The sequence below is a fragment of the Streptomyces huiliensis genome (assembly GCF_020037025.1).
Taxonomy (GTDB): Bacteria; Actinomycetota; Actinomycetes; order Streptomycetales; family Streptomycetaceae; genus Streptomyces; species Streptomyces huiliensis.
In genome coordinates this window covers 1-18,710 of the sequence record NZ_JAIQLH010000087.1, presented here as the reverse complement: position 1 = coordinate 18,710, position 18,710 = coordinate 1, and the positions used below count along the sequence as shown (strand labels likewise).

15 protein-coding genes are annotated in these 18,710 nt (G+C 74.2%); 10 read left to right on the top strand and 5 right to left on the bottom strand.

Features of this window, described 5'->3' with window-relative positions:
- Positions 1-1,311, bottom strand: coding sequence for an ABC transporter substrate-binding protein (locus JNW98_RS17425; protein ID WP_223769164.1), 1,311 nt, complete (start codon positions 1,309-1,311; stop codon positions 1-3).
- A gap of 155 nt (positions 1,312-1,466) precedes the next feature.
- Here JNW98_RS17425 and JNW98_RS17420 point away from each other — a divergent pair, with 155 nt between their 5' ends.
- Positions 1,467-2,537, top strand: a complete 1,071-nt coding sequence (locus tag JNW98_RS17420) for a LacI family DNA-binding transcriptional regulator (protein WP_223769163.1) — start codon at positions 1,467-1,469, stop codon at positions 2,535-2,537.
- A gap of 239 nt (positions 2,538-2,776) precedes the next feature.
- Complete coding sequence (locus tag JNW98_RS17415; RefSeq protein WP_223769162.1) at positions 2,777-4,399, top strand: flavin-containing monooxygenase; 1,623 nt, start codon at positions 2,777-2,779, stop codon at positions 4,397-4,399.
- Here the strand turns inward: JNW98_RS17415 and JNW98_RS17410 are convergent.
- The gene (locus JNW98_RS17410; RefSeq protein ID WP_223769161.1) at positions 4,375-5,595 is read right to left on the bottom strand and encodes an acyltransferase family protein; all 1,221 of its coding nucleotides are present in this window, start codon (positions 5,593-5,595) and stop codon (positions 4,375-4,377) included. The two genes, JNW98_RS17415 and JNW98_RS17410, sit on opposite strands and share 25 nt — an antisense overlap.
- Before the next feature lie 339 nt (positions 5,596-5,934).
- On the opposite strand from JNW98_RS17410, the gene JNW98_RS17405 reads away from it, so the two are divergent.
- From JNW98_RS17405 to JNW98_RS17380, 6 genes are all read left to right on the top strand, one after another.
- Complete coding sequence (locus JNW98_RS17405) at positions 5,935-7,530, top strand: ABC transporter substrate-binding protein (RefSeq protein WP_223769160.1); 1,596 nt, start codon at positions 5,935-5,937, stop codon at positions 7,528-7,530.
- 41 nt (positions 7,531-7,571) lie between these two features.
- A complete protein-coding gene (locus tag JNW98_RS17400) occupies positions 7,572-8,537 on the top strand; it encodes an ABC transporter permease (protein WP_223769197.1) in 966 nt (321 codons plus the stop codon).
- On the top strand, positions 8,530-9,375 hold the full coding sequence (locus JNW98_RS17395) for an ABC transporter permease (RefSeq protein WP_223769159.1): 846 nt from the start codon (positions 8,530-8,532) through the stop codon (positions 9,373-9,375). Before JNW98_RS17400 ends, JNW98_RS17395 begins: the two co-directional genes overlap by 8 nt.
- Before the next feature lie 284 nt (positions 9,376-9,659).
- On the top strand, positions 9,660-10,562 hold the full coding sequence (locus tag JNW98_RS17390; protein ID WP_223769158.1) for an ABC transporter ATP-binding protein: 903 nt from the start codon (positions 9,660-9,662) through the stop codon (positions 10,560-10,562).
- Positions 10,555-11,268: an ABC transporter ATP-binding protein gene (locus JNW98_RS17385; protein WP_223769157.1), complete on the top strand. Its 714-nt coding sequence runs from the start codon at positions 10,555-10,557 to the stop codon at positions 11,266-11,268. Before JNW98_RS17390 ends, JNW98_RS17385 begins: the two co-directional genes overlap by 8 nt.
- Positions 11,265-11,684 carry a (2Fe-2S) ferredoxin domain-containing protein gene (locus JNW98_RS17380; RefSeq protein ID WP_223769156.1) on the top strand — a complete coding sequence of 140 codons (420 nt, stop codon included), beginning with the start codon at positions 11,265-11,267 and terminating at the stop codon, positions 11,682-11,684. Before JNW98_RS17385 ends, JNW98_RS17380 begins: the two co-directional genes overlap by 4 nt.
- A 26-nt stretch (positions 11,685-11,710) precedes the next feature.
- On the opposite strand, the gene lysX is transcribed toward JNW98_RS17380, so the two are convergent.
- Positions 11,711-15,091, bottom strand: coding sequence for a bifunctional lysylphosphatidylglycerol synthetase/lysine--tRNA ligase LysX (gene lysX / locus JNW98_RS17375; protein ID WP_223769155.1), 3,381 nt, complete (start codon positions 15,089-15,091; stop codon positions 11,711-11,713).
- 210 nt (positions 15,092-15,301) lie between these two features.
- Here lysX and JNW98_RS17370 point away from each other — a divergent pair, with 210 nt between their 5' ends.
- Entirely contained in the window at positions 15,302-15,496 is a 195-nt protein-coding gene (locus JNW98_RS17370; protein WP_223769154.1) for a hypothetical protein, read from the top strand.
- Between the two features lie 106 nt (positions 15,497-15,602).
- Here the strand turns inward: JNW98_RS17370 and JNW98_RS17365 are convergent, their stop codons facing one another.
- On the bottom strand, positions 15,603-16,856 hold the full coding sequence (locus tag JNW98_RS17365; RefSeq protein WP_223769153.1) for a phosphodiester glycosidase family protein: 1,254 nt from the start codon (positions 16,854-16,856) through the stop codon (positions 15,603-15,605).
- Between the two features lie 245 nt (positions 16,857-17,101).
- On the opposite strand from JNW98_RS17365, the gene JNW98_RS17360 reads away from it, so the two are divergent.
- Positions 17,102-17,986, top strand: coding sequence for a phosphatidylinositol-specific phospholipase C/glycerophosphodiester phosphodiesterase family protein (locus JNW98_RS17360; RefSeq protein WP_223769152.1), 885 nt, complete (start codon positions 17,102-17,104; stop codon positions 17,984-17,986).
- Here JNW98_RS17360 and JNW98_RS17355 read toward each other — a convergent pair.
- The gene (locus JNW98_RS17355) at positions 17,934-18,428 is read right to left on the bottom strand and encodes a hypothetical protein (protein ID WP_223769151.1); all 495 of its coding nucleotides are present in this window, start codon (positions 18,426-18,428) and stop codon (positions 17,934-17,936) included. The two genes, JNW98_RS17360 and JNW98_RS17355, sit on opposite strands and share 53 nt — an antisense overlap.
- Between the last annotated feature and the right edge of the window lie 282 nt (positions 18,429-18,710).

The window sequence follows — 18,710 nt, the reverse complement described above, 5'->3', positions numbered from 1 at the left end:
TCACTTCCGCCGCAGCAGCCGGTCGCTCTGCGCCACCGCGTCGTCCAGCGCCTCCTTGGGCGACTTCTTTCCCTGGAGGGCCTTGGCGACCTCGTTGCGCAGAATCGTCTTCATTTCGTCGCTCATCACCACGGGTGTGTAATTCACGGCACCTTTCAGGGATTTCGCGGAGGCGACCCGGACCCGGCCCTCGTCCGTCCCGTCGTGCTTCGTCCAGTACGGGTCGTCGAGCGAGCCCTTCGTACTCGGGAAGACGGCCACCCGGTGCGCGAACGCCTCCTGGTTCTTCCGGTCGGTCACGAAATGGGCGAAGGCGATGGCCGCCGCCTTGTGCTTGCCGTTCCGGTTGACCGCGAGGCCCATGACGTACATGTTCGGCTTCCCGGTGTTGTTCGGGGCGTCGGTGATACCGAGGTTCCGGTACAGGCTCGGCGCGTTCTTCCGGAAGTTCGCCAGGTCGTTGGCGCCGCCCGGATTCATGGCGACCTTCTGCTCCAGGAATTTCCGGCCCGCCTGCTCGGGGGTGCTCGTCAGCGCCTGCGGATCGAGCCCGCCCTCGTCGTGGAGCCGCTTGTAGCGGGTCAGCAGCTCGACGCCCCTGGGCTCGTTGTACGTGAACCGGGTGGCGTCCTCGTCCATCAGCCGCACGCCGTACCGGCCGAAGTCCTCGATCGCCGGGGTGCCCGCCAGGGTGGCCGTCCGGCCGCCCGACCGGCGGGACAGCTCCGCCGCCGCGCCGAACAGCTCGTCGTAGGTCCTCGGCGGCTTCTCCGGATCCAGGCCGGCGTCCCGGAACAGGGCCTTGTTGTAGAACAGCGGGCCGGTGGTGAGATACCAGGGGAACGCGTAGGCGCCGTCCAGACCCGGCAGGGTGTTCCCCCGCCACGCCTCCGCGGTGTATTCGCCCTTGAACTTCGCGGCCACCGGCTCCTTGTCGAGATTCAGCAGCACGCCCGCCTTCGCCAGCGGATAGGAGAGGTCCGGGGAGACGTTCACGACATCCGGCAGGGTGCCGGCGGCGGCGTCCGCCCCGAGTTTGTCCGCGTAGTGCTCGGCGGGCTGGTCCTGCCATTTCACCGTGACGTCCGGATACTTCTCCTCGAATTCCTTCACCAGGGACTCGAAGTAGTCCTTGTAACCGGCCCGGAGATTCCAGGTCTGGAAGGTGATCCGGCCCTCGATCCGGCCGTCCGCCGACGAACCGCCGCCCCCTCCGCCGTCCGAACCGCAGGCGCTCAGCGCCAGCGCGAGGGCGAGCAGCGGAACGGCCGGCCGGACGGTTCTCCGGACGACTCCACGGGACGGGTGCATGGCCGGGCTCCTTCGGTCGGGGGCCGGAAGGTGGCGGTCCAAAAGGTGCACCCGACAAGGGAGTCACGTCAATACTTCCGTCAACGACTAATGCGCTTTAGTGTGTTGGAGCCCGGGCCGGTGCCGGGCCCGCCCCGGACGTCCGAGGAGACCCCATGCGCCGCCTGCCGGCCCGCCGCCCGACCATCCGCGACATCGCCCGCCGCGCCGGAGTGTCGGAGAGCGCGGTCTCCTTCGCGCTCAACGGCCGCCCGGGCGTCTCGGAGGGCACCCGCGAGCGGGTCAGGCGCGTCGCCGAGCAGCTGGGCTGGCAGCCCAGCACGGCGGCCCGCGCGCTCTCCGGCGAGGGCTCCGCCACCGTCGGCCTCGTCCTTGCCCGGCCCGCCCGGACCCTCGGCGTCGAGTCGTTCTTCCTCCAGCTCGTCTCCGGCGTCCAGGAGGCCCTCGCCCTGCGCGGGCTCGGGCTGCTCTTCCAGGTGGTCGAGGACGTGACCGCCGAGTGCGCCGTACACCGCCGCTGGTGGGCCGAGCACCGCGTCGACGGCCTCCTCGTCGTCGACCCGCGCGCCGACGACCCCCGGCCCGCCCTGCTCGCCGGCCTCGGCCTCCCCACCGTGGTGATCGGCGCGATGGACGACCCCGCCTGGGAGGCGCGCCCGGACGCCGCGCTCTCCAACCTCTGGGCCGACGACGCGGCGGCCATGGACTCCGTCGTCGGCCGCCTGGACGCCCTCGGCCACCGGCGCGTCGCCCACGTCGCGGGCCTCGGCGAGCTCGCCCACACCCGGCGCCGCGGCGCCGCCCTGCGCCGGGCCGCCGAACGCCACGGCCTTCACGTCACCTCCGTGACCACGGACTACTCCGACGCCCAGGGCGCCGAGGCCACCCGCCGGCTGCTCGCCGCGCCCGACCCGCCCACCGCCGTCGTCTACGACAACGACGTGATGGCCGTCGCGGGCCTCGCCGTCGCCGCCCGCCGCGGCCTGTCCGTCCCCTCCGACCTCTCCATCGTCGCCTGGGACGACTCCGTCCTCTGCCGCAGCACCCACCCGCCGCTGACCGCCCTCGCCCGCGACACCGCGGCCTTCGGCCGGCGCGCCGCCGAGGAACTGATCGCCCTGCTGGACGGCGGCCCGGCCCGCCGCACCCGGGACGCGACGCCCCGGCTGGTGGAACGGGCGTCGACGGGACGGCCGGTCGGCCGGGGCGCCGCGGACTCCCGCTGAAGTACGCCGGATTCGCGGAGTCCGGAGCGAGGTCTTCCCCGGGGTCCGGCGGGGTCTTCCCCCGGGGCGCGGGCCGGGTGAGGATGTGCCCCTACGGGATGCGTGCGGCCGGGGAGCCCGGCCGCCGGTCCCGGCCACCGCGCCGGGACGGCTCCGCCCTGTCCCGCTCCGTCCCGCCCCGACCACCCCCGGCACCACCCGTACCGCTGCCCGCGCCAGGCCACCGTCAGGAGCACCGCATGGACCCCACCGCCCGGCCCGCCGCGGCTTCCCCGCAGGTCGACGCCGTCGTCGTCGGCGCCGGCTTCTCCGGCCTCTACCAGCTCCACCGGCTGCGGGAACTCGGGCTCCGCACCCGGGTGTTCGAGGCGTGCGACGACATCGGCGGCACCTGGTACCGGAACCGCTACCCCGGCGCCCGCTGCGACGTCGAGAGCACGGCGTACTCGTACTCCTTCTCCCCGGAGCTCGACCAGGAGTGGGAGTGGAGCGAGCGGTACGCCGCGCAGCCGGAGATCCTGCGCTACCTCCACCACGTCGCCGACCGCTTCGGCCTGCGCCGCGACATCACCCTGAACACCCGCGTCACCCGGGCCGTGTACGACGAGGCCGGCCACGTCTGGGAGGTGTCCACCGACACCGGGGAGACCGTCACCGCCCGGTTCGTCGTCCTCGCGTCCGGCTGCGTGTCGGCCGTCAACGACCCGGACATACCCGGCCTCGGCACCTTCGCGGGCGCGGTCCACCACACCGCCGACTGGCCGGCCGGCGGCGTGGACCTCGCCGGCAGACGGGTCGGCGTGATCGGCACCGGCTGCTCCGGCGTCCAGGCCGTCCCGGTGATCGCCGCGGAGGCCGCCGAGCTCACCGTCTTCCAGCGCACCCCCGTCTACGCGCTCCCGGCCCACAACCGCCCGCTGGCGGCGGCCGAGATCGCCGAGATCAAGGCCCGCTACCCGGAGTTCCGGGCCGCCCAGCGGCTGTCCCGGGGCGGGACCGTCTTCGCGCCGCCCACCAAGTCCGCCCTGGAGGCGGACGACGCCGAGCGCGCCGCCGCCTACGAGGCCGCGTGGGACTCGGGTGTCCTCAGCGGACTGCTCCGCACCTACACCGACATCCTCGTCGACGAGGCCGCCAACGAGACCGTCGCCGCGTTCGTCCGCTCCAAGATCCGGTCGATCGTGGCCGACCCGGCGACGGCCGAGGCCCTCTCCCCGCGCACCTTCCCGTTCGCGACCAAGCGCCCCTGCCTCGACACCGGCTTCTACGCCGCCTTCAACGAGCCGCACGTGACCCTGGTGGACCTCGCCAGGACCCCGATCGAGGAGGTCACCCCCAAGGGAGTCCGGACCGCCGGCCGCGAGTACCTCCTCGACGTCCTGGTCCTGGCCACCGGTTTCGACGCCCTGACCGGCTCCCAGGTCGCCGTCGACATCGTCGGCAAGGGCGGCACGACCCTCCGCGAGAAGTGGGCGGACGGCCCCCGGAACCTCCTGGGCCTGGTCTCGGCGGGCTTCCCCAACCTCTTCACCGTGATCGGACCGCTCAGCCCGTCCGTCCTCAGCAACGCCGTCTTCTCCATCGAGCAGCACGTCGAGTGGATCACCGACTGCATCGCCCACCTGCGCCGGGCCGGCGCCACCGAGATCGACGCGACCCCGCGCGCCGAGGACGACTGGTGCGCCCACGTCGCGGACCTCGCCGCCGGCACGCTCTACCCGGCCGCCGCCTCCTGGTACATGGGCGCGAACGTCCCGGGCAAGCCGCGGGTCTTCCTGGCGTACACGGGCGGCGCCGACCGGTACCGGGCGGAGTGCGACGCCGTGGCCCGGGACGGTTACCGGGGATTCGTCCTCTCCTGAGCCGGGACGGAACCGGGGGCGGACCCGGGAACGGACCCGCGGGCGGACCGCCGCCGGGTCACGGCGGCCAGCGCCCGGACGCCCGGCCGCTCCACCAGCTCGTGCAGGAGCAGCGCGCCGGCGAGGGAGACGGTGAAGACGATCACCACGTGCGGGACCAGGGCGAGCCGGTACCCCCGGAAGGCATGGTTGGCGCTGAAGATCACCATCTCGTGGACGAGGTAGAACGCGAAGGACACCTCGCCCAGGTACACATGGACCCGGTCCCGGAACACCGAGCGCCGCCCCTCGGCGTCGGCCCGCGCGACGGCGGCGACGGCGAGCGTGTACGGCACCACCGTGCAGGCGCTCCAGTGGAAGCCGTTCGGCACCTGGCGCGCCAGCCACAGGACGGCGCCGGCGCACAGTGCCAGGCTCACCGTCACCCCCGGGCCCCGCCAGGCGCCGCGCCGGACCAGCAGCGCGAGGGCGACCCCGATCGCGAACTCGGCCAGCCGCACCGGCGGCGCTATGTAGAGCGTGAACTTGGCGCTCCAGCCGGTCGCCCGCCCGATCTCGTCCCGGCACAGCGGGTACAGCGTGACGGCGAGGCAGCCCACGGCGACCGCCACCCGCAGGCCGGTGGTCGTCAGCCGCCGGAAGAGGGGCATCAGGAACGGGAAGAGCAGGTAGAAGAGGGCTTCGCTGCACAGCGACCAGGAAACCCCGTTGTAGCCGAACCACCAGTCCGTCCGGTCGGGGACCCATGCCTGCGTCAGGGTGAGGTTGGCCAGGGCGACGCCGGGGTCGAGGGTCCTGCCCATCCAGAGGAGCATCGCGACCGCCAGGAGGAATCCGGCGAGGTGGCTCGGGTAGATCCGGGCGAACCGGCGCCACCAGAAGCCGGTCCTGCTGTCGCCGGGACGGGCCGACCAGGCCAGCACGAATCCGGAGAGGATGAAGAAGAAGGAGACCGCCGACGGGCCCGCCACCAGCGCCTTCCGCAGCAGGGCCCGGTGCTCGCGGGTTCCGGCGACGGACTGCTCGGACGCGAAGTGGTAGCAGAAGATCAGCAGGGCGGCGTACCAGCGCAGCCCAGTGAGGGAGTGCAGGCGGATCCCGGAAGCCGGACGGCCCGCTTCCGGGCGAGGGGCGGCGATGCCGGCCGGCGGGGAGGCCGGCGGGGGTGCGGGGACGGGCGTCGTGCTCGGACTCATGGTGTGCGGCAAGCTCCCTGTGCGCGGAAACGGGACAGGCCCTCCCGGAGGGTGGGCGCGCACGGCCGAGGTGACACGGTGAACTCTTTTCGCGCGACGGTCACTTCGGACGGTCACTTCGGCCCGCACGCGTACTTGTCCCGGGCGGCCCCCGGCGTTCGCGGGATCCGGCAGTGCCGTGCGTCACACTCTTCGTACGGTCCCGGTGACCGTCCGTCCCCGCCGTGCCGTCCGCCGTCCGGCCCGGTCCCGCCACCCCGGATCATGGCCACCGCTTTGGTGCGATTTAATTGCGAGGTATTCGCAACAGCAACTGAGCAGTGAACAGGGGTGGAGGGCATGACGGCCCGGTCCATACGGGGAGCGGCCGCCGCGGCCGCGGCAGTCGTCCTGGCCGCGGGAGCGGCCGCCTGCTCCAAGCCCGCCGGCGGTGGCTCCGCCGACGGAGTCAAGGACTCCCTCGTCGTCGGCATCGCCAACGAGCCGGAGACCCTCAGCCCCCTGCTCGGCTACGGCAAGGACGGCAACTCCAAGATCTTCGACGGCCTGCTGAGCCGCGACGCGGACATGAAGCTCCGCCCCGCCCTCGCCGCGTCCCTCCCGAAGGTCACCGACGACGGACGCACCTACACCTTCGCGCTCCGGCACGGGGTGAAGTTCAGCGACGGCAAGCCCTTCACCGCCGAGGACGTGGTCTTCACCTACCGGACCATCCTCGACGAGAAGACCAACAACGCGAACAAGGGCGAGCTCGACGCCGTCGACAAGGTCACCGCCCGCGGCGACGACACCGTCGTCTTCTCCCTCAAGTACCCCTACGCGCCCTTCGCCGAGCGCACCGTCCTGCCGATCGTCCCCGAGCACGCGGCCAAGGGGCAGGACGTCAACACCGGCGCGTTCAACACCAAGCCGATCGGCACCGGCCCCTACCTCCTCACCGGCTGGAGCAAGGGCGAGAAGCTGACCTTCAAGGCCAACCCCGACTACTGGGGCGGCGAGCCGAAGGTCAAGAAGCTCACGATGGCCATCATCAAGGACGACGACGTCCGGGCCACCCGGCTGCGCAGCGGCGACCTCGACGGCGCCATCCTGCCGCCCAACCTCGTCAAGGGCTTCAAGGGCGACGGCTCCAAGACGACGATCACCGCCAAGACCACCGACTTCCGCGGTGTGACGCTGCCCACCGCCAACAAGGTCACCGGCGACACCGCCGTCCGCCGCGCCCTCGACCTCGCCGTCGACCGCGACGCCATGATCAAGAGCCTGCTGGAGGGCGCGGGCCGGGCCGGCTACGGGCCCGTCCCCACCGACAGCGCGTGGTTCGCCAAGGGCACCGAGCGCCCGTACGACCCGGAGAAGGCGAAGAAGCTGCTGGACGACGCGGGCTGGAAGCCCGGTGGCGACGGCATCCGGGAGAAGGACGGCGAGCGCGCCGAGTTCACCCTCTGGTTCCCCGCCGGTGACAAGCTCCGCCAGGAGCACGCCCTCGCCTTCGCCTCCGACGCCAAGAAGATCGGCATCCGGGCCAAGGTGCAGAGCGGCACCTGGGAGGTCATCGAGCCGCGCATGAAGGACGACGCCGTCCTCGCCGGCGGCGGCAACCCGGCCGACCCCGACTTCGACCTCTACAACCTCCTGCACTCCTCCCTCGCCCTCGACGGCTTCAACAACATGGCCGCCTACAAGAACCCCGAGGTCGACAAGGCACTGGAGGAGGGCCGCCGCAGCGGCGACAAGGCCGCCCGCAAGGCCGCGTACGACAAGATCCAGCACGCCCTCGCCGACGACCCCGGCTACGTCTTCCTCACCCACGTCGACCACCTCTACGTGATGAAGGACGACTGGAAGGACCTCACCACCCAGGTCGAGCCGCACGACCACGGCCTCGGCGCCGGCCCCTGGTGGAACGTCGAGGACTGGCAGCCCAAGAAGTGAGCTCCGGCAAGACCCGCACGACGGCCCTCCCCTGGGGGCCCATGGCCCGCATGGCCGGACGGCGGCTGCTCGCCGCCGTCCCCGTCCTGCTCGTCGTGACCTTCGCCGTCTTCGCCGTGGCCGCCGCCTCCCCGTTCGACCCCGCCCGCGCCTACGCGGGCGCCGGCGGCCCCGGCACCGGCCAGGACGTCCTCGACCAGCTGCGGCACAACCTCGGCGCCGACCGGCCGTTCGCCGTCCGCTGGTGGGACTGGCTGACCGGCGCCCTCACCGGCGATCTCGGCGTCTCCACCACCCTGCGGCAGCCGGTCGCCGACGCCATCGGCGCCCGCATCGGCTGGTCCGTGCTGCTCAGCGGTACCGCCTTCGCCGCCGCCGTCCTCGTCGGCACCGCGCTCGGCGTGCTCGCCGCCCGGCGCCGCGGCGGGCTCCTCGACCGGGCCGTCACCTCCCTGGCGTACGTCCTGGAGGCCGCACCGCCGTTCTGGCTCGGCCTGCTCGCCGTCTGGTTCTTCGCGCTCAAGGCCGGCGCGCTGCCCGCCGGCGGCCTCACCGACACCGGCAGCGACACCGTCACCGCCGGCCAGGTCGCCTCCCACCTGGTGCTCCCCGCGGCCGTGCTCGCCGTCACCCAGCTGCCGTGGTTCGTGCTCTACGTGCGCCAAGGCGTCGGCGACGCGCTCGACGAGGACCCCGTACGCGGCGCCCGCGCCCGCGGACTCGCCCCGCGCACCGTCCTGCTGGGCCACGCCCTCCGCTCCGGACTGCTGCCGGTCCTCACCCTGATCGGCTCCCGCGTCCCCGAACTCATCACCGGGGCCCTGCTCGTGGAGACCGTCTTCAGCTGGCCGGGCATCGCCTCCGCCACCGTCGACGCCGCGACCAACGTCGACTTCCCGCTGCTCGCCGCCCTCACCGTGCTGGCCACGGCCGCCGTGCTGCTCGGCAACCTGCTGTCGGACCTGCTGTACGGCCTCGCCGACCCGAGGGTGGGCTTCGATGGCTGACCTCGCACCGCCCGCCCGGCGCCTGCCCACGGGCGCGATCAGCGCCGCCCTCGTCGCCGCGACCGTCCTGGCCGTCGTCCTGGTCCCGTTGTTCGTCCCCCTCGACGAACAGGCCGTCGACCTCGGCTCCAAGCTCCGGCCCCCGAGCTGGTCCCACCCCTTCGGCACCGACGAGGTCGGCCGCGACCTGCTGCTGCGCTCCGTCTACGGGCTGCGGGTCTCGCTCCTCGTCGGCGCGGTCGCCGCCCTCGTCGCCACCGTCATCGGCACGGCGGTGGGGGCCCTGGCCGGGGCGCTCGGCGGCTGGGCCGACCGCGTTGTCATGCGCGTCGTCGACCTGTTCTCGTCCGTTCCGCACCTGCTGCTCGGCATCTTCGTGGTGGCGATGTTCCGGCCCGGCGTCGGACCGGTCATCGCGTCCATCGCCGTCACCCACTGGCTGTCCACCGCCCGGATCGTCCGCGCCGAGATGCTCTCGCTGCGCTCCCGCCCGTTCGTCGACGCGGCCGTCTCCGGCGGTTCGTCGCGGCTGCGGATCGCCGTACGGCACCTGCTGCCGGGCGTCCTGCCGCAGGCCGGGCTGGCCGCCGTGCTCATGGTCCCGCACGCGATCTGGCACGAGTCGGCCCTGTCGTTCCTCGGCCTCGGCCTGCCCACCCACCAGGCCAGCCTCGGCAACATGGTGCAGGCGGCGCGGGGTTCGCTGCTGGCCGGCGACTGGTGGCCCACCCTCTTCCCCGGCCTCTTCATCATCGTCCCCACCCTGGCCGTAGCGGCCCTGGCAGCCGCCTGGCGCGAGCGCCTCTCGCCGCGGCGGCGATCGGAGCTGACGCTGTGATGTCTCCCACCGGGGGCTCCGCCCCCCGACCCCCGCAACCGCGCTCCGCGCGGTTGTCCTCAACCGCCGGACGGGCTGAGTCGGCCGGGCGGCAGGGGCACGAGCAGGCCGTATCAGCCCGGCCGGCGTTTGAGGCCGAGCGGCGGAGCCGCGACGAAGCGGGGGCGCGCGGGGGCGCAGCCCCTGCGGAAAATGGGAAGGGGCGGGGCAGGGGCACAGCTCCGCAGGAAGCCCCAGCCCCCACCCCCCTCCTGGACGTCCAGAACCTTTCCGTCCGCTTCCGCATGCGCGGAGACCGCGCCATAGCCGCCGTCACCGACGCCACCTTCCGCCTCCACCGAGGCGAATGCCTCGCCCTCATAGGCGAGAGCGGCTGCGGCAAATCCGTCCTCGCCTCGGCGCTCCTCGGCCTCCTCCCGGGCAACGCCCGCACGGAAGGCCACGCCTGGCTCGGCAGCGGCGAGGCGGACGAGGCCCGGCTCGACCTCCTCGCCGCGGACGAGCGCACGCTCAGCCGCACGGTCAGAGGCCGCCGCATCGGCCTCATCCCCCAAAGCCCCGCCGCCCACCTCACCCCCGTCCGCACCGTCCGCTCGCAGCTCCGCGAGACCCTCCGCGAGCTGACCGGCCGGCGCGACGGCGAGGAAGCGGCCGCCGAGCGTGCCGCGTTCCCCGCCGACCACCTCGACCGCCACCCACACCAGCTCTCCGGCGGCCTCGCCCAGCGCGCCGCCACCGCCCTCGCCCTCGTCGGCGACGCCCCGCTGCTGCTCGCCGACGAACCGACGACGGGACTCGACCGCGAGCTCGTGGACCGCACGGTCGACGAACTCCGCCGCCAAGTGGACCGCGGCCACACCCTCCTGATGATCACGCACGACCTGGCGGCGGCCGGGCGGATCGCCGACCGCGTCGCCGTGATGTACGCCGGCCGCATCGTCGAAATCGCCGACGCCGAAGCCTTCTTCGGCGAACCGGGCCCCCGCCACCCGTACGCCCGCGGCCTGCTCGACGCCCTGCCCGAACGCGCCTTCACCCCCATCCCCGGCATGCCGCCGGAGCTCGGCGACCTCCCCGCCGGCTGCGCCTTCGCCCCCCGCTGCCCCCGCGCCGCGGACGCCTGCGCCACCGTCCCGCCGCTCGCGGACGGCGTCGCCTGCCACCACCCGAGGAGCGACCGTGCTTGAGCTGCGCGGCATCACCGCCGGCTACGAACCGCGCCGGCCCGTCGTCCGTGATGCCTCCCTCACCGTGGCCGCGGGCGAATCCGTCGGCCTGCTCGGGCCGAGCGGCTGTGGCAAGTCCACCCTGGCGCGGGTCGCGGCGCTGCTGCACCGCCCCGACGCCGGCACGGTGACCCTGGACGGCGAACCCGTACGCGGCTGGCGGCACCGCGCGCCGCGCGAGCAACGCACCGCGTTCGGCGTGGTCTTCCAGCAGCCGAGGATGTCCGCCGACCCGCGGCTGCGGCTCCACGACCTGATCGCCGAACCCCTCCGCGCGACCGGCCGCCGCGCCGAGGCCCCCGACCGCGTCCGCGAACTCGCCGCCGCCACCGGCCTGACCGCCGACCTGCTCACCCGCCGCCCGCACGAGGTCAGCGACGGCCAGCTGCAACGCGCCTGCCTGGCCCGCGCCCTGGTGCTCCGGCCGCGCTGGCTGGTCTGCGACGAGATGACGGCCATGCTCGACGCCTCCACGACGGCCGCCCTGGTCGCCGTCGTCGAGGACTACCGCCGCGAGACCGGCGCCGGCCTGCTGGCGGTGGGCCACGACCCGGTCCTGCTGGACCGCTGGTGCGACCGGACGGTCCGCTGGCGGGAAGTGCAGGAAGTGCAGGAAGCCCAGCAAGTCCAGCAAGTGCAGGCATCGCAGAAAGAGGCACTCCGATGACCGCCCCCGCGAGGAAACGCCCCCGCCGCGCCGGCACCGCCGCCCCCGCGGCGGACCGCTGCACCGTCACCGTCTGCCGCGGCTGCTGCTGCGGCACCCCCAAGGTGCCCGGCGTCGACCACGCCGAGCAGCTGCGCGCGCTGCGCCAGGCGGTGGACGGCACGGCCGCCGTGCGCGTCACCGACTGCCTGGACGCCTGTGAGCAGGCGAACGTCATCGTCGTCCAGCCGTCCCGGGCCGGCCGGGAGGCCGGTGGACGGCCCGTCTGGCTGGGGTTGTGCAACGATCCGGACGTCCCCGCCGATGTCGCGGCCTGGACGGAGGCGGGTGGCCCCGGCCTCGCCGACCCGCCGGGCATCCTCGACCTCTACGTCTTCACGCCCTCGCGGCGCGTGCGCGAGAACGTCAAGGACTGACCCGCGCCCGTCGACGGCCGGGGCCGTCACAGGTGCCGCACCAGCGGGAACGGCAGCGTCTCGCGGATCGACAGCCCCGTCAGGAACATCACCAGCCGGTCCACGCCGATCCCGAGCCCGCCCGTCGGCGGCATCGCGTACTCCAGGGCGCGCAGGAAGTCCTCGTCCAGCTCCATCGCCTCGGGATCGCCGCCGGCCGCCAGCAGCGACTGCGCGGTCAGGCGGTTCCGCTGCTCGACCGGATCCGTCAACTCCGAGTACGCCGTGCCCAGTTCGGTGCCGAACGCGACGAGGTCCCAGCGCTCGGCGAGCCGCGGGTCCGCGCGGTGCGGGCGGGTGAGGGGCGAGACGTCGGTGGGGAAGTCCTTGTAGAAGACCGGCAGCGTCGTCCGCTCCTCGACCAGCCGCTCGTACATCTCCAGGACGACGTCCCCGCGCCCCTGCTCCGGCCGGTGCGGCACCCCCGCCGCGTCGCAGTGCCGCCGCAGCTCCGCCTCTGGGGTGTCCGCGGACACCTCCTCGCCCAGCGCCTCGGAGAGCGCACCGTACACCGTCCGCACCGGCCACGGCCCGGAGATGTCGTGCTCGACGGCCTTCCCCGACCCGTCCGCGCGCACCGCCACCGCCGCGCCGTGCGCCGCGACCGCCGCCTCCTGGATCAACTCCCGCGTCAGGTCCAGCATCACGTCGTAGTCGGCGAACGCCTGGTACGCCTCCAGCATGGTGAACTCGGGGTTGTGCTTGTAGGAGACGCCCTCGTTGCGGAAGGTGCGGCCCAGCTCGAAGACCTTTTCCAGGCCGCCCACGCACAGCCGCTTCAGGTACAGCTCCGGGGCGATGCGCAGGTACAGGTCCAGGTCGTAGGCGTTGATGTGGGTGGTGAACGGGCGGGCGTTCGCGCCGCCGTGCACCTGCTGGAGCATGGGCGTCTCCACCTCCAGGTAGCCCCGCTCCAGCAGCCCCGCGCGCAGCGCCTGCACGGCCTCGCTGCGCGCCCGGACCGTCCGCCGGGCGTCCGGCGAGACGGCGAGGTCCACGTACCGCATCCGCACCCGGGCCTCCGGGTCGGTGAGCCCGTGCCGCTTGTCGGGCAGCGGGCGCAGGCACTTGGCGATGAGCCGGGCCCGGGTGACGAAGAGGGTGAGCTCGCCGCGGTCGGTGGTGCCGACCTCGCCCTCCGCCTCGATGTGGTCGCCGAGGTCGAGCCGGGTGAAGCGGCGCAGCAGCTCGGGCCCTGAACCGTCCCGGGCGACGGTGAGCTGGAGGTCGCCCGACCAGTCGCGCAGCACGGCGAAGGCGATCCCGCCGTGGTTGCGCAGCAGCAGCACGCGGCCCGCCACGGCCGCCCGCTCCCCGGTGCGCGCGCCGGGCGCGAGCCCCGCGTGCGCCGCGCGGACGGCGGCGGCCGTGTGTGTCCGGTGGGCGTCCGGCGGGTAGGGGTCGACGCCCTCCCGGCGGAGCCGGTCGAGCTTGCGGCGGCGCACCCGCACCTGCTCGGGCAGCCGCTCCAGCTCGTCCCTGACCAGGTCGCCCCCGGCCTCGGGGCCGCCGAGGCCCAGCTCGGACAGCGACGGGAGCCCGGCCGTCGACGCCGGGCTGACGAGGCCGCGCGCCCGCCCCCGGCCCCACAGCTGCCCCAGGCTGGGCACCGAGACGAAGCCCTCGGCGATGCCGGAGGCCAGTCCGATCCGGGCGAGGGCACCGGCGTCCGCATAGCAGAGAAAGCGCGGGTGCCACTCGGGGTTGTACTTGACGTTCGACCGGTAGAGCGCTTCGAGCTGCCACCACTTGGAGAAGAACAGCAGCAGCCTGCGCCACAGCCGCAGCACCGGCCCCGCGCCGATCCGGGCGCCCTCCTCGAACGCGGCGCGGAACACGGCGAAGTTGAGCGAGATCCGCTTGATCCCGAACCGGCCGGCCTGCGCGCACAGCCGGGCCACCATGAACTCCATGACGCCGTTGGGCGCCGCCCGGTCCCGCCGCATCACGTCGAGCGAGACCCCGTCCCGCCCCCAGGGCACGAAGGACAGCAGGGCGATCATGCGTCCCTCGCTGTCGAACGCCTCGACCAGCAGGCATTCCCCGTCGGCCGGGTCGCCCAGCCGGCCCAGGGCCATCGAGAAGCCGCGCTCGGTCTCGGTGTCCCGCCAGGCGTCCGCGCGCCGGATGACCTCGCCCATCTCCTCGTCGGAGAGCGCGGCGTGCCGCCGCACGCGGACGGACGCGCCGGTGCGCTCCACCCGGTTGACGGCCTGCCGGGTCACCCGCATCTCGCGGCCCTCCAGGTCGAACGAGGCCACCTGGAGGATCGCCTCGTCGCCGAGCTGGAGCGCGCCCAGGCCCGAGCGGGCGTACGCGCGGGCGCCCTCCTCCCCGGCGCCCATCACCGCCGGCTGCCACCCGTACCGTCCGGCCAGCTCCAGCCAGGCGTCGATGGCCGGCGTCCACGCCTCGGGGTCGCCCAGCGGGTCGCCGGAGGCCAGGCAGACGCCCGCCTCCACCCGGTAGGTGACGGCGGCCTTGCCGCTGGGGGAGAAGACGACGGCCTTGTCCCGGCGCGTCGCGAAGTAGCCGAGCGAGTCCCGGCCGCCGTACCGGGCGAGCAGGGCGCGGATGCGCGGCTCCTCGTCGTCGTGCAGCGCCGCCTCCAGCCGCTGCGAGCGGAACAGCGTCATGGTCGCGTTGAGCAGCGCCAGCGCGCCGAACAGGCCGAGCAGGAAGTACACCGGGTGCGGCGGGTGCCCGGTGAAGTGCCGGCCGCTGACCAGCCCGCCGCACACCTTGTTGGCCACGAACAGCAGCCGGTTGCCGCCGCCGCGCTCCAGCGTCCCGGGGAACAGCTCCACCAGCCCCCAGCCCACCAGCGTGCCCGCCGCGAGACCGGCCACCAGCACCAGCAGCGCCCGGACGAACGCGCCCCGGCGCACCTGGGCGTAGAACTCGCCGCGTGCCAGGACGAGCAGGGCCATCGCGGCCAGGGACAGGACCAGCGACGGAACCGTGTCCCAGTAGCCGACGGCGAGCAGCAGCGCGTCCGCCAGCACCAGCAGCGTCAGGTACGCGAGGACGAACCAGAGCGCGACCCGTTTGCGGGCGGCCGTCGCGGTGGCGAGCAGCAGCAGGAACACCGCGTACGCCAGGTTGGGCGCCGTGGGGACGGTGAGGGTGTCCAGGGCGTTCGTCACCGGGTGCGCCGCGCGCCGCAGCGGCGGGATCAGCGAGGTGAGCGCGCAGAACAGGCCGAGCAGGCCGAAGAAGAGCGCGAAGGCGCCCGGCACCCGGCGCAGCGGGCGGCCCGGGGCCGGTCCGGGACCGGCCTCCCGCGCCTCCGCGGCCCGCCCGGCGGCGTCGCCCGCCGTTCCCTGCTCCACCGCGGTGCGCCCGCGCTCCCGGACTGTGCGGCTCATTCCGTCAGCCTAGGCAGGCCCGGGGCCGCACGCCCGTCGAACAATCCTGGAACGTAGACACGGGACGTCACCCGTACCGCGGCGTGGCGCGGCCCGCCGACTGACCCGATCGGGAGTTTGTCACCCGAAGGGAGGACATGTGCCATACCAAGGCATCTGGCGCGATACGCGAGACTTGCGGACGACCGAAGCCCCGCCGAGGAGGCAACCATGGCCGTTTCCATCTCCGTGATCCTGCTTCTCGTGATTCTGGCCGTGGTGTTCCTGCGCAATGGGGGACTGCGGATGTCCCACGCGCTGGTCTGCGTCCTGCTGGGATTCATGCTGGCCAGCACCAGCATCGCGCCGACGATCTCGCACGGCATCACGGCCACCGCCGACCTGGTCGCCAGCGTGCGGCCCTGAGCCAGGGACGGGCACCGAGCCGCGGCGGGCCAGCGTCGCAGCCACGGTGCACCGCGGTACCGAGGCGCCGTCCGGTGTGGACGGCGCCTCGCCCGCGCCCGCCGGTCTACCTGACGAAGATTCCGATCCCGTTGGGCACGGCCCGCTCCGCCCCGCCCGAGGGGTGGTTGCGGACCGTCGCGTGCCCCCCGGAACCCCGGGTGACCAGCGTGCTCGACCCGCCGCCGTCCAGGTTGAACGCGTCGACGGCGCCCAGCTTCCGCATGGCGGCCGCCAGCTCGGCCACGGTCAGCCCGGGGCGGTAGGCGGCCCGGCCGTCCAGCGCCAGCAGGTACAGGCGCCGGCCGTGGTCCGCCACCCCCGCCGCGGTGCGCACCGCCGCCGTCGCGGCGTCCAGCCCACCGAGCGCGCGGCCGTCCCGCAGGACGGGGAAGCCGCCCAGCGCGAAGCGCACCGCCCCGGACTCCCGCGAGCGCAGCCGCTTCGACACCTCCACCCGGTCCCCGACCTCCAGCCGGGCCAGGTCCCGGGCCCCGCCGTCCCGCCCCAGCAGCACCACGGACCCCCGGGGGATCGCGCCCTTGCCGGGCTTGCCCGACACCGCCGCCACCCGGCCGTTCCGCACGGTGACCTCCCGCGTCGTCCGGCTGCACGGGGCGCCGCGGTCCGTGTCGGTGCCGCACGTGGCCCGCAGCCGGGACGCCGCACCCCAGTCCGGGGTGTACGCCCCGACGCCGCCGACCGGCAGCGCGTACTGGTTGAAGCCGCTCAGCTCCAACTCGTCGCCCCCGGCCCGGAGCACGCCCTCGAAGCGCAGCCGGTCCAGCCGCGCCACCCGGTCGGTGCCCACCGCGAGCACGTCCTCGGTGGTGACCCCGCGCGGCAGCGCCGGGCCGAAGCGCTGGCCGTCCGGCACCGCGGACTTCAGCGCCCGGCCGCCCGCCACGGCGGGACCCACGGGGGCGCCGGTCGCGTCGACGCCCGGGTGCTGCTCCTCGGCGATGTTGAAGAAGTCGCCGTTCACCCCGCCGACGGCTCCCTGCCGGTCGGCCAGCCGTGAGACGCTCTCCCTCGCCCCCACCACCCCCGGGTACAGCAGGTCGACGGAGACCCGCCGCTCCCGCAGATCCACGGTCAGCAGGTGCCCGCGCGCGGGACCGTGACCACCCTTCAGCGCGAACTCCCGGTAGTCCACCCCGGGGGCCACCGCCGCCGGAGCGCCCAGCGACAGGGCGCCCGGTTCGCTCCCCTTCGCCTCCTGCCCGGCCCACGCGGTCGTCCCGCCGGCCCCCGCGACCAGGGACACCCACGCCACCAGCCCCGTCAGCACCGCGCGCACGCGGCATCCGCGTCTGCTCACCGTCACCCCTGAAGACCCGTCGACTGCACCACACCACAAGGGGCCCTATCCCTGCCCCGGAAGAACGGCGGTGAAAGCACCGGCGTCGAACCCGGCAACTCTCGGCACGGCCCTCCCGAACAGCCCTTCGGGCCCCGATACTTCACTGACAGCGACACGCGCAGCACAGGCGTATCCCGCGCCCGGGCCGCATGTCCGTCCCCCGAACTCCCGCTCCCCCGAACTCCCGCTCCCCAGGAGGGACCGTGACCCCGTCCGTCTCCGGCCGCCCCGGGCCGTCGCGCCACACCCGCCGCGCCGTCGTCGTCACCCTGGGCGCCGCCCTCGCGGGGACCGTCGCCCCGCCCGCCCTCGCCGGCACCGCGCGCGGCAGACACACCCCGCCTCCCCTGCGGCAGGCCCACGCCCACAACGACTACGAGCACCCGCGCCCCCTCGCCGACGCGCTCGCCCACGGCTTCACCAGCGTCGAGGCCGACATCTGGCTCGTCGGCGAGAAGCTGCTCGTCGCGCACGACCCCGTCGGCCTCGACCCGCGGCGCACCCTCGCCGCGCTCTACCTCGACCCGCTGCTGCGCCGCGTCCGGGCCAACGGCGGGCGGGTGTACCGGGGGTACGGCCGCGGCTTCCAGCTGCTGATCGACATCAAGTCCGCGGGCGACCCCACGTACCGCGCCCTGTCCCGGGAACTCCGCCGCTACCGGGAGATCCTCACCGTCTGCGCGGACGGCCGGGTCAGGACCGGCGCGGTGACGGCGGTGGTCTCCGGCGACCGCGCGGCCCGCGGGCCGATGGAGGCGGAACGGGTGCGGTACGCCGGCTACGACGGGCGGCCGGCCGACCTCGGTACCGCGGTGCCCGCCTCGTTCCTCCCACTCGTCAGCGACAACTGGGGGCAGAACTTCCGCTGGCAGGGGGTGGGTCCGATGCCCGAGGCCGAGCGGGCGGCGCTGCGGCGGATCGTCCGGCAGGCCCACGCCGAGCACCGGCGGGTGCGATTCTGGGCGACGCCCGACCTGCCCGGTCCGGCGCGGGACGCGGTGTGGCGGGAGCTGCTGGCGGCCGGTGTCGACCACCTCAACACGGACGATCTGGCGGGTCTGGAGGCGTTCCTCCGCGCAGTTCGCTGAGCACCCCGCGCAACTCGTCCTCCGGCACCCGGGGCAGCAGCAGGGCCACGGCCTGGAGCAGCTTGCCGAGCAGGAACGTGGTGTCGGGCGTGGCCCGAACCAGCTCACGGACCGCGTCCGTGTCCTCCCGCCACACCGATTCCAGCAGCAGCGCGACGTCCGGCGCCGCCTCCTCGTCCGTCCGGACCCAGCCGGGCTCGTCCGGCGAGCGGCCGGCGAGGTGGCGCAGCACCCGGTCGGTGACGGCGGGCCGGTACACCTTGCGGACCGCTTCGTTGGCGATCCAGACGAGGGCGGCGACGAGGTAACGGGCCTCGTCCGCCGCCATGTCGGAGGGCAGGCCGTCGTCGAAGGCGCGCTGGTTGCCGTGGCGGAAGGCCAGCAGGAGGCAGGCGGCCCGCGCCTTCGCCGAGGTGACATTCTGGTGCGTATCGACCGTCATCCGGAAAATCGTACGGTCGGATCGTCGGGCTGGTGCGGTGCGCCACGCGGGTGGGAGCGGGGACCATGACGGCGCGGAAGCCGTGACGGTCCAGGGACCGTGACGGAATGTCATGCTCCCGCGCGGGACGTGTGACGGTCCTGTCACCCCGCGGTGGCGGCGGCGCCCGGCGGAGGACGCTGGACGCATGGCCACCCCGCCCCAGCCGCCCCGTGACCGCCCGCCCGGCCCGCCGCCGGGTCCGCCGCCCGGCGCGTTCGGTCCCGCGCCTCCGGGCTGGCC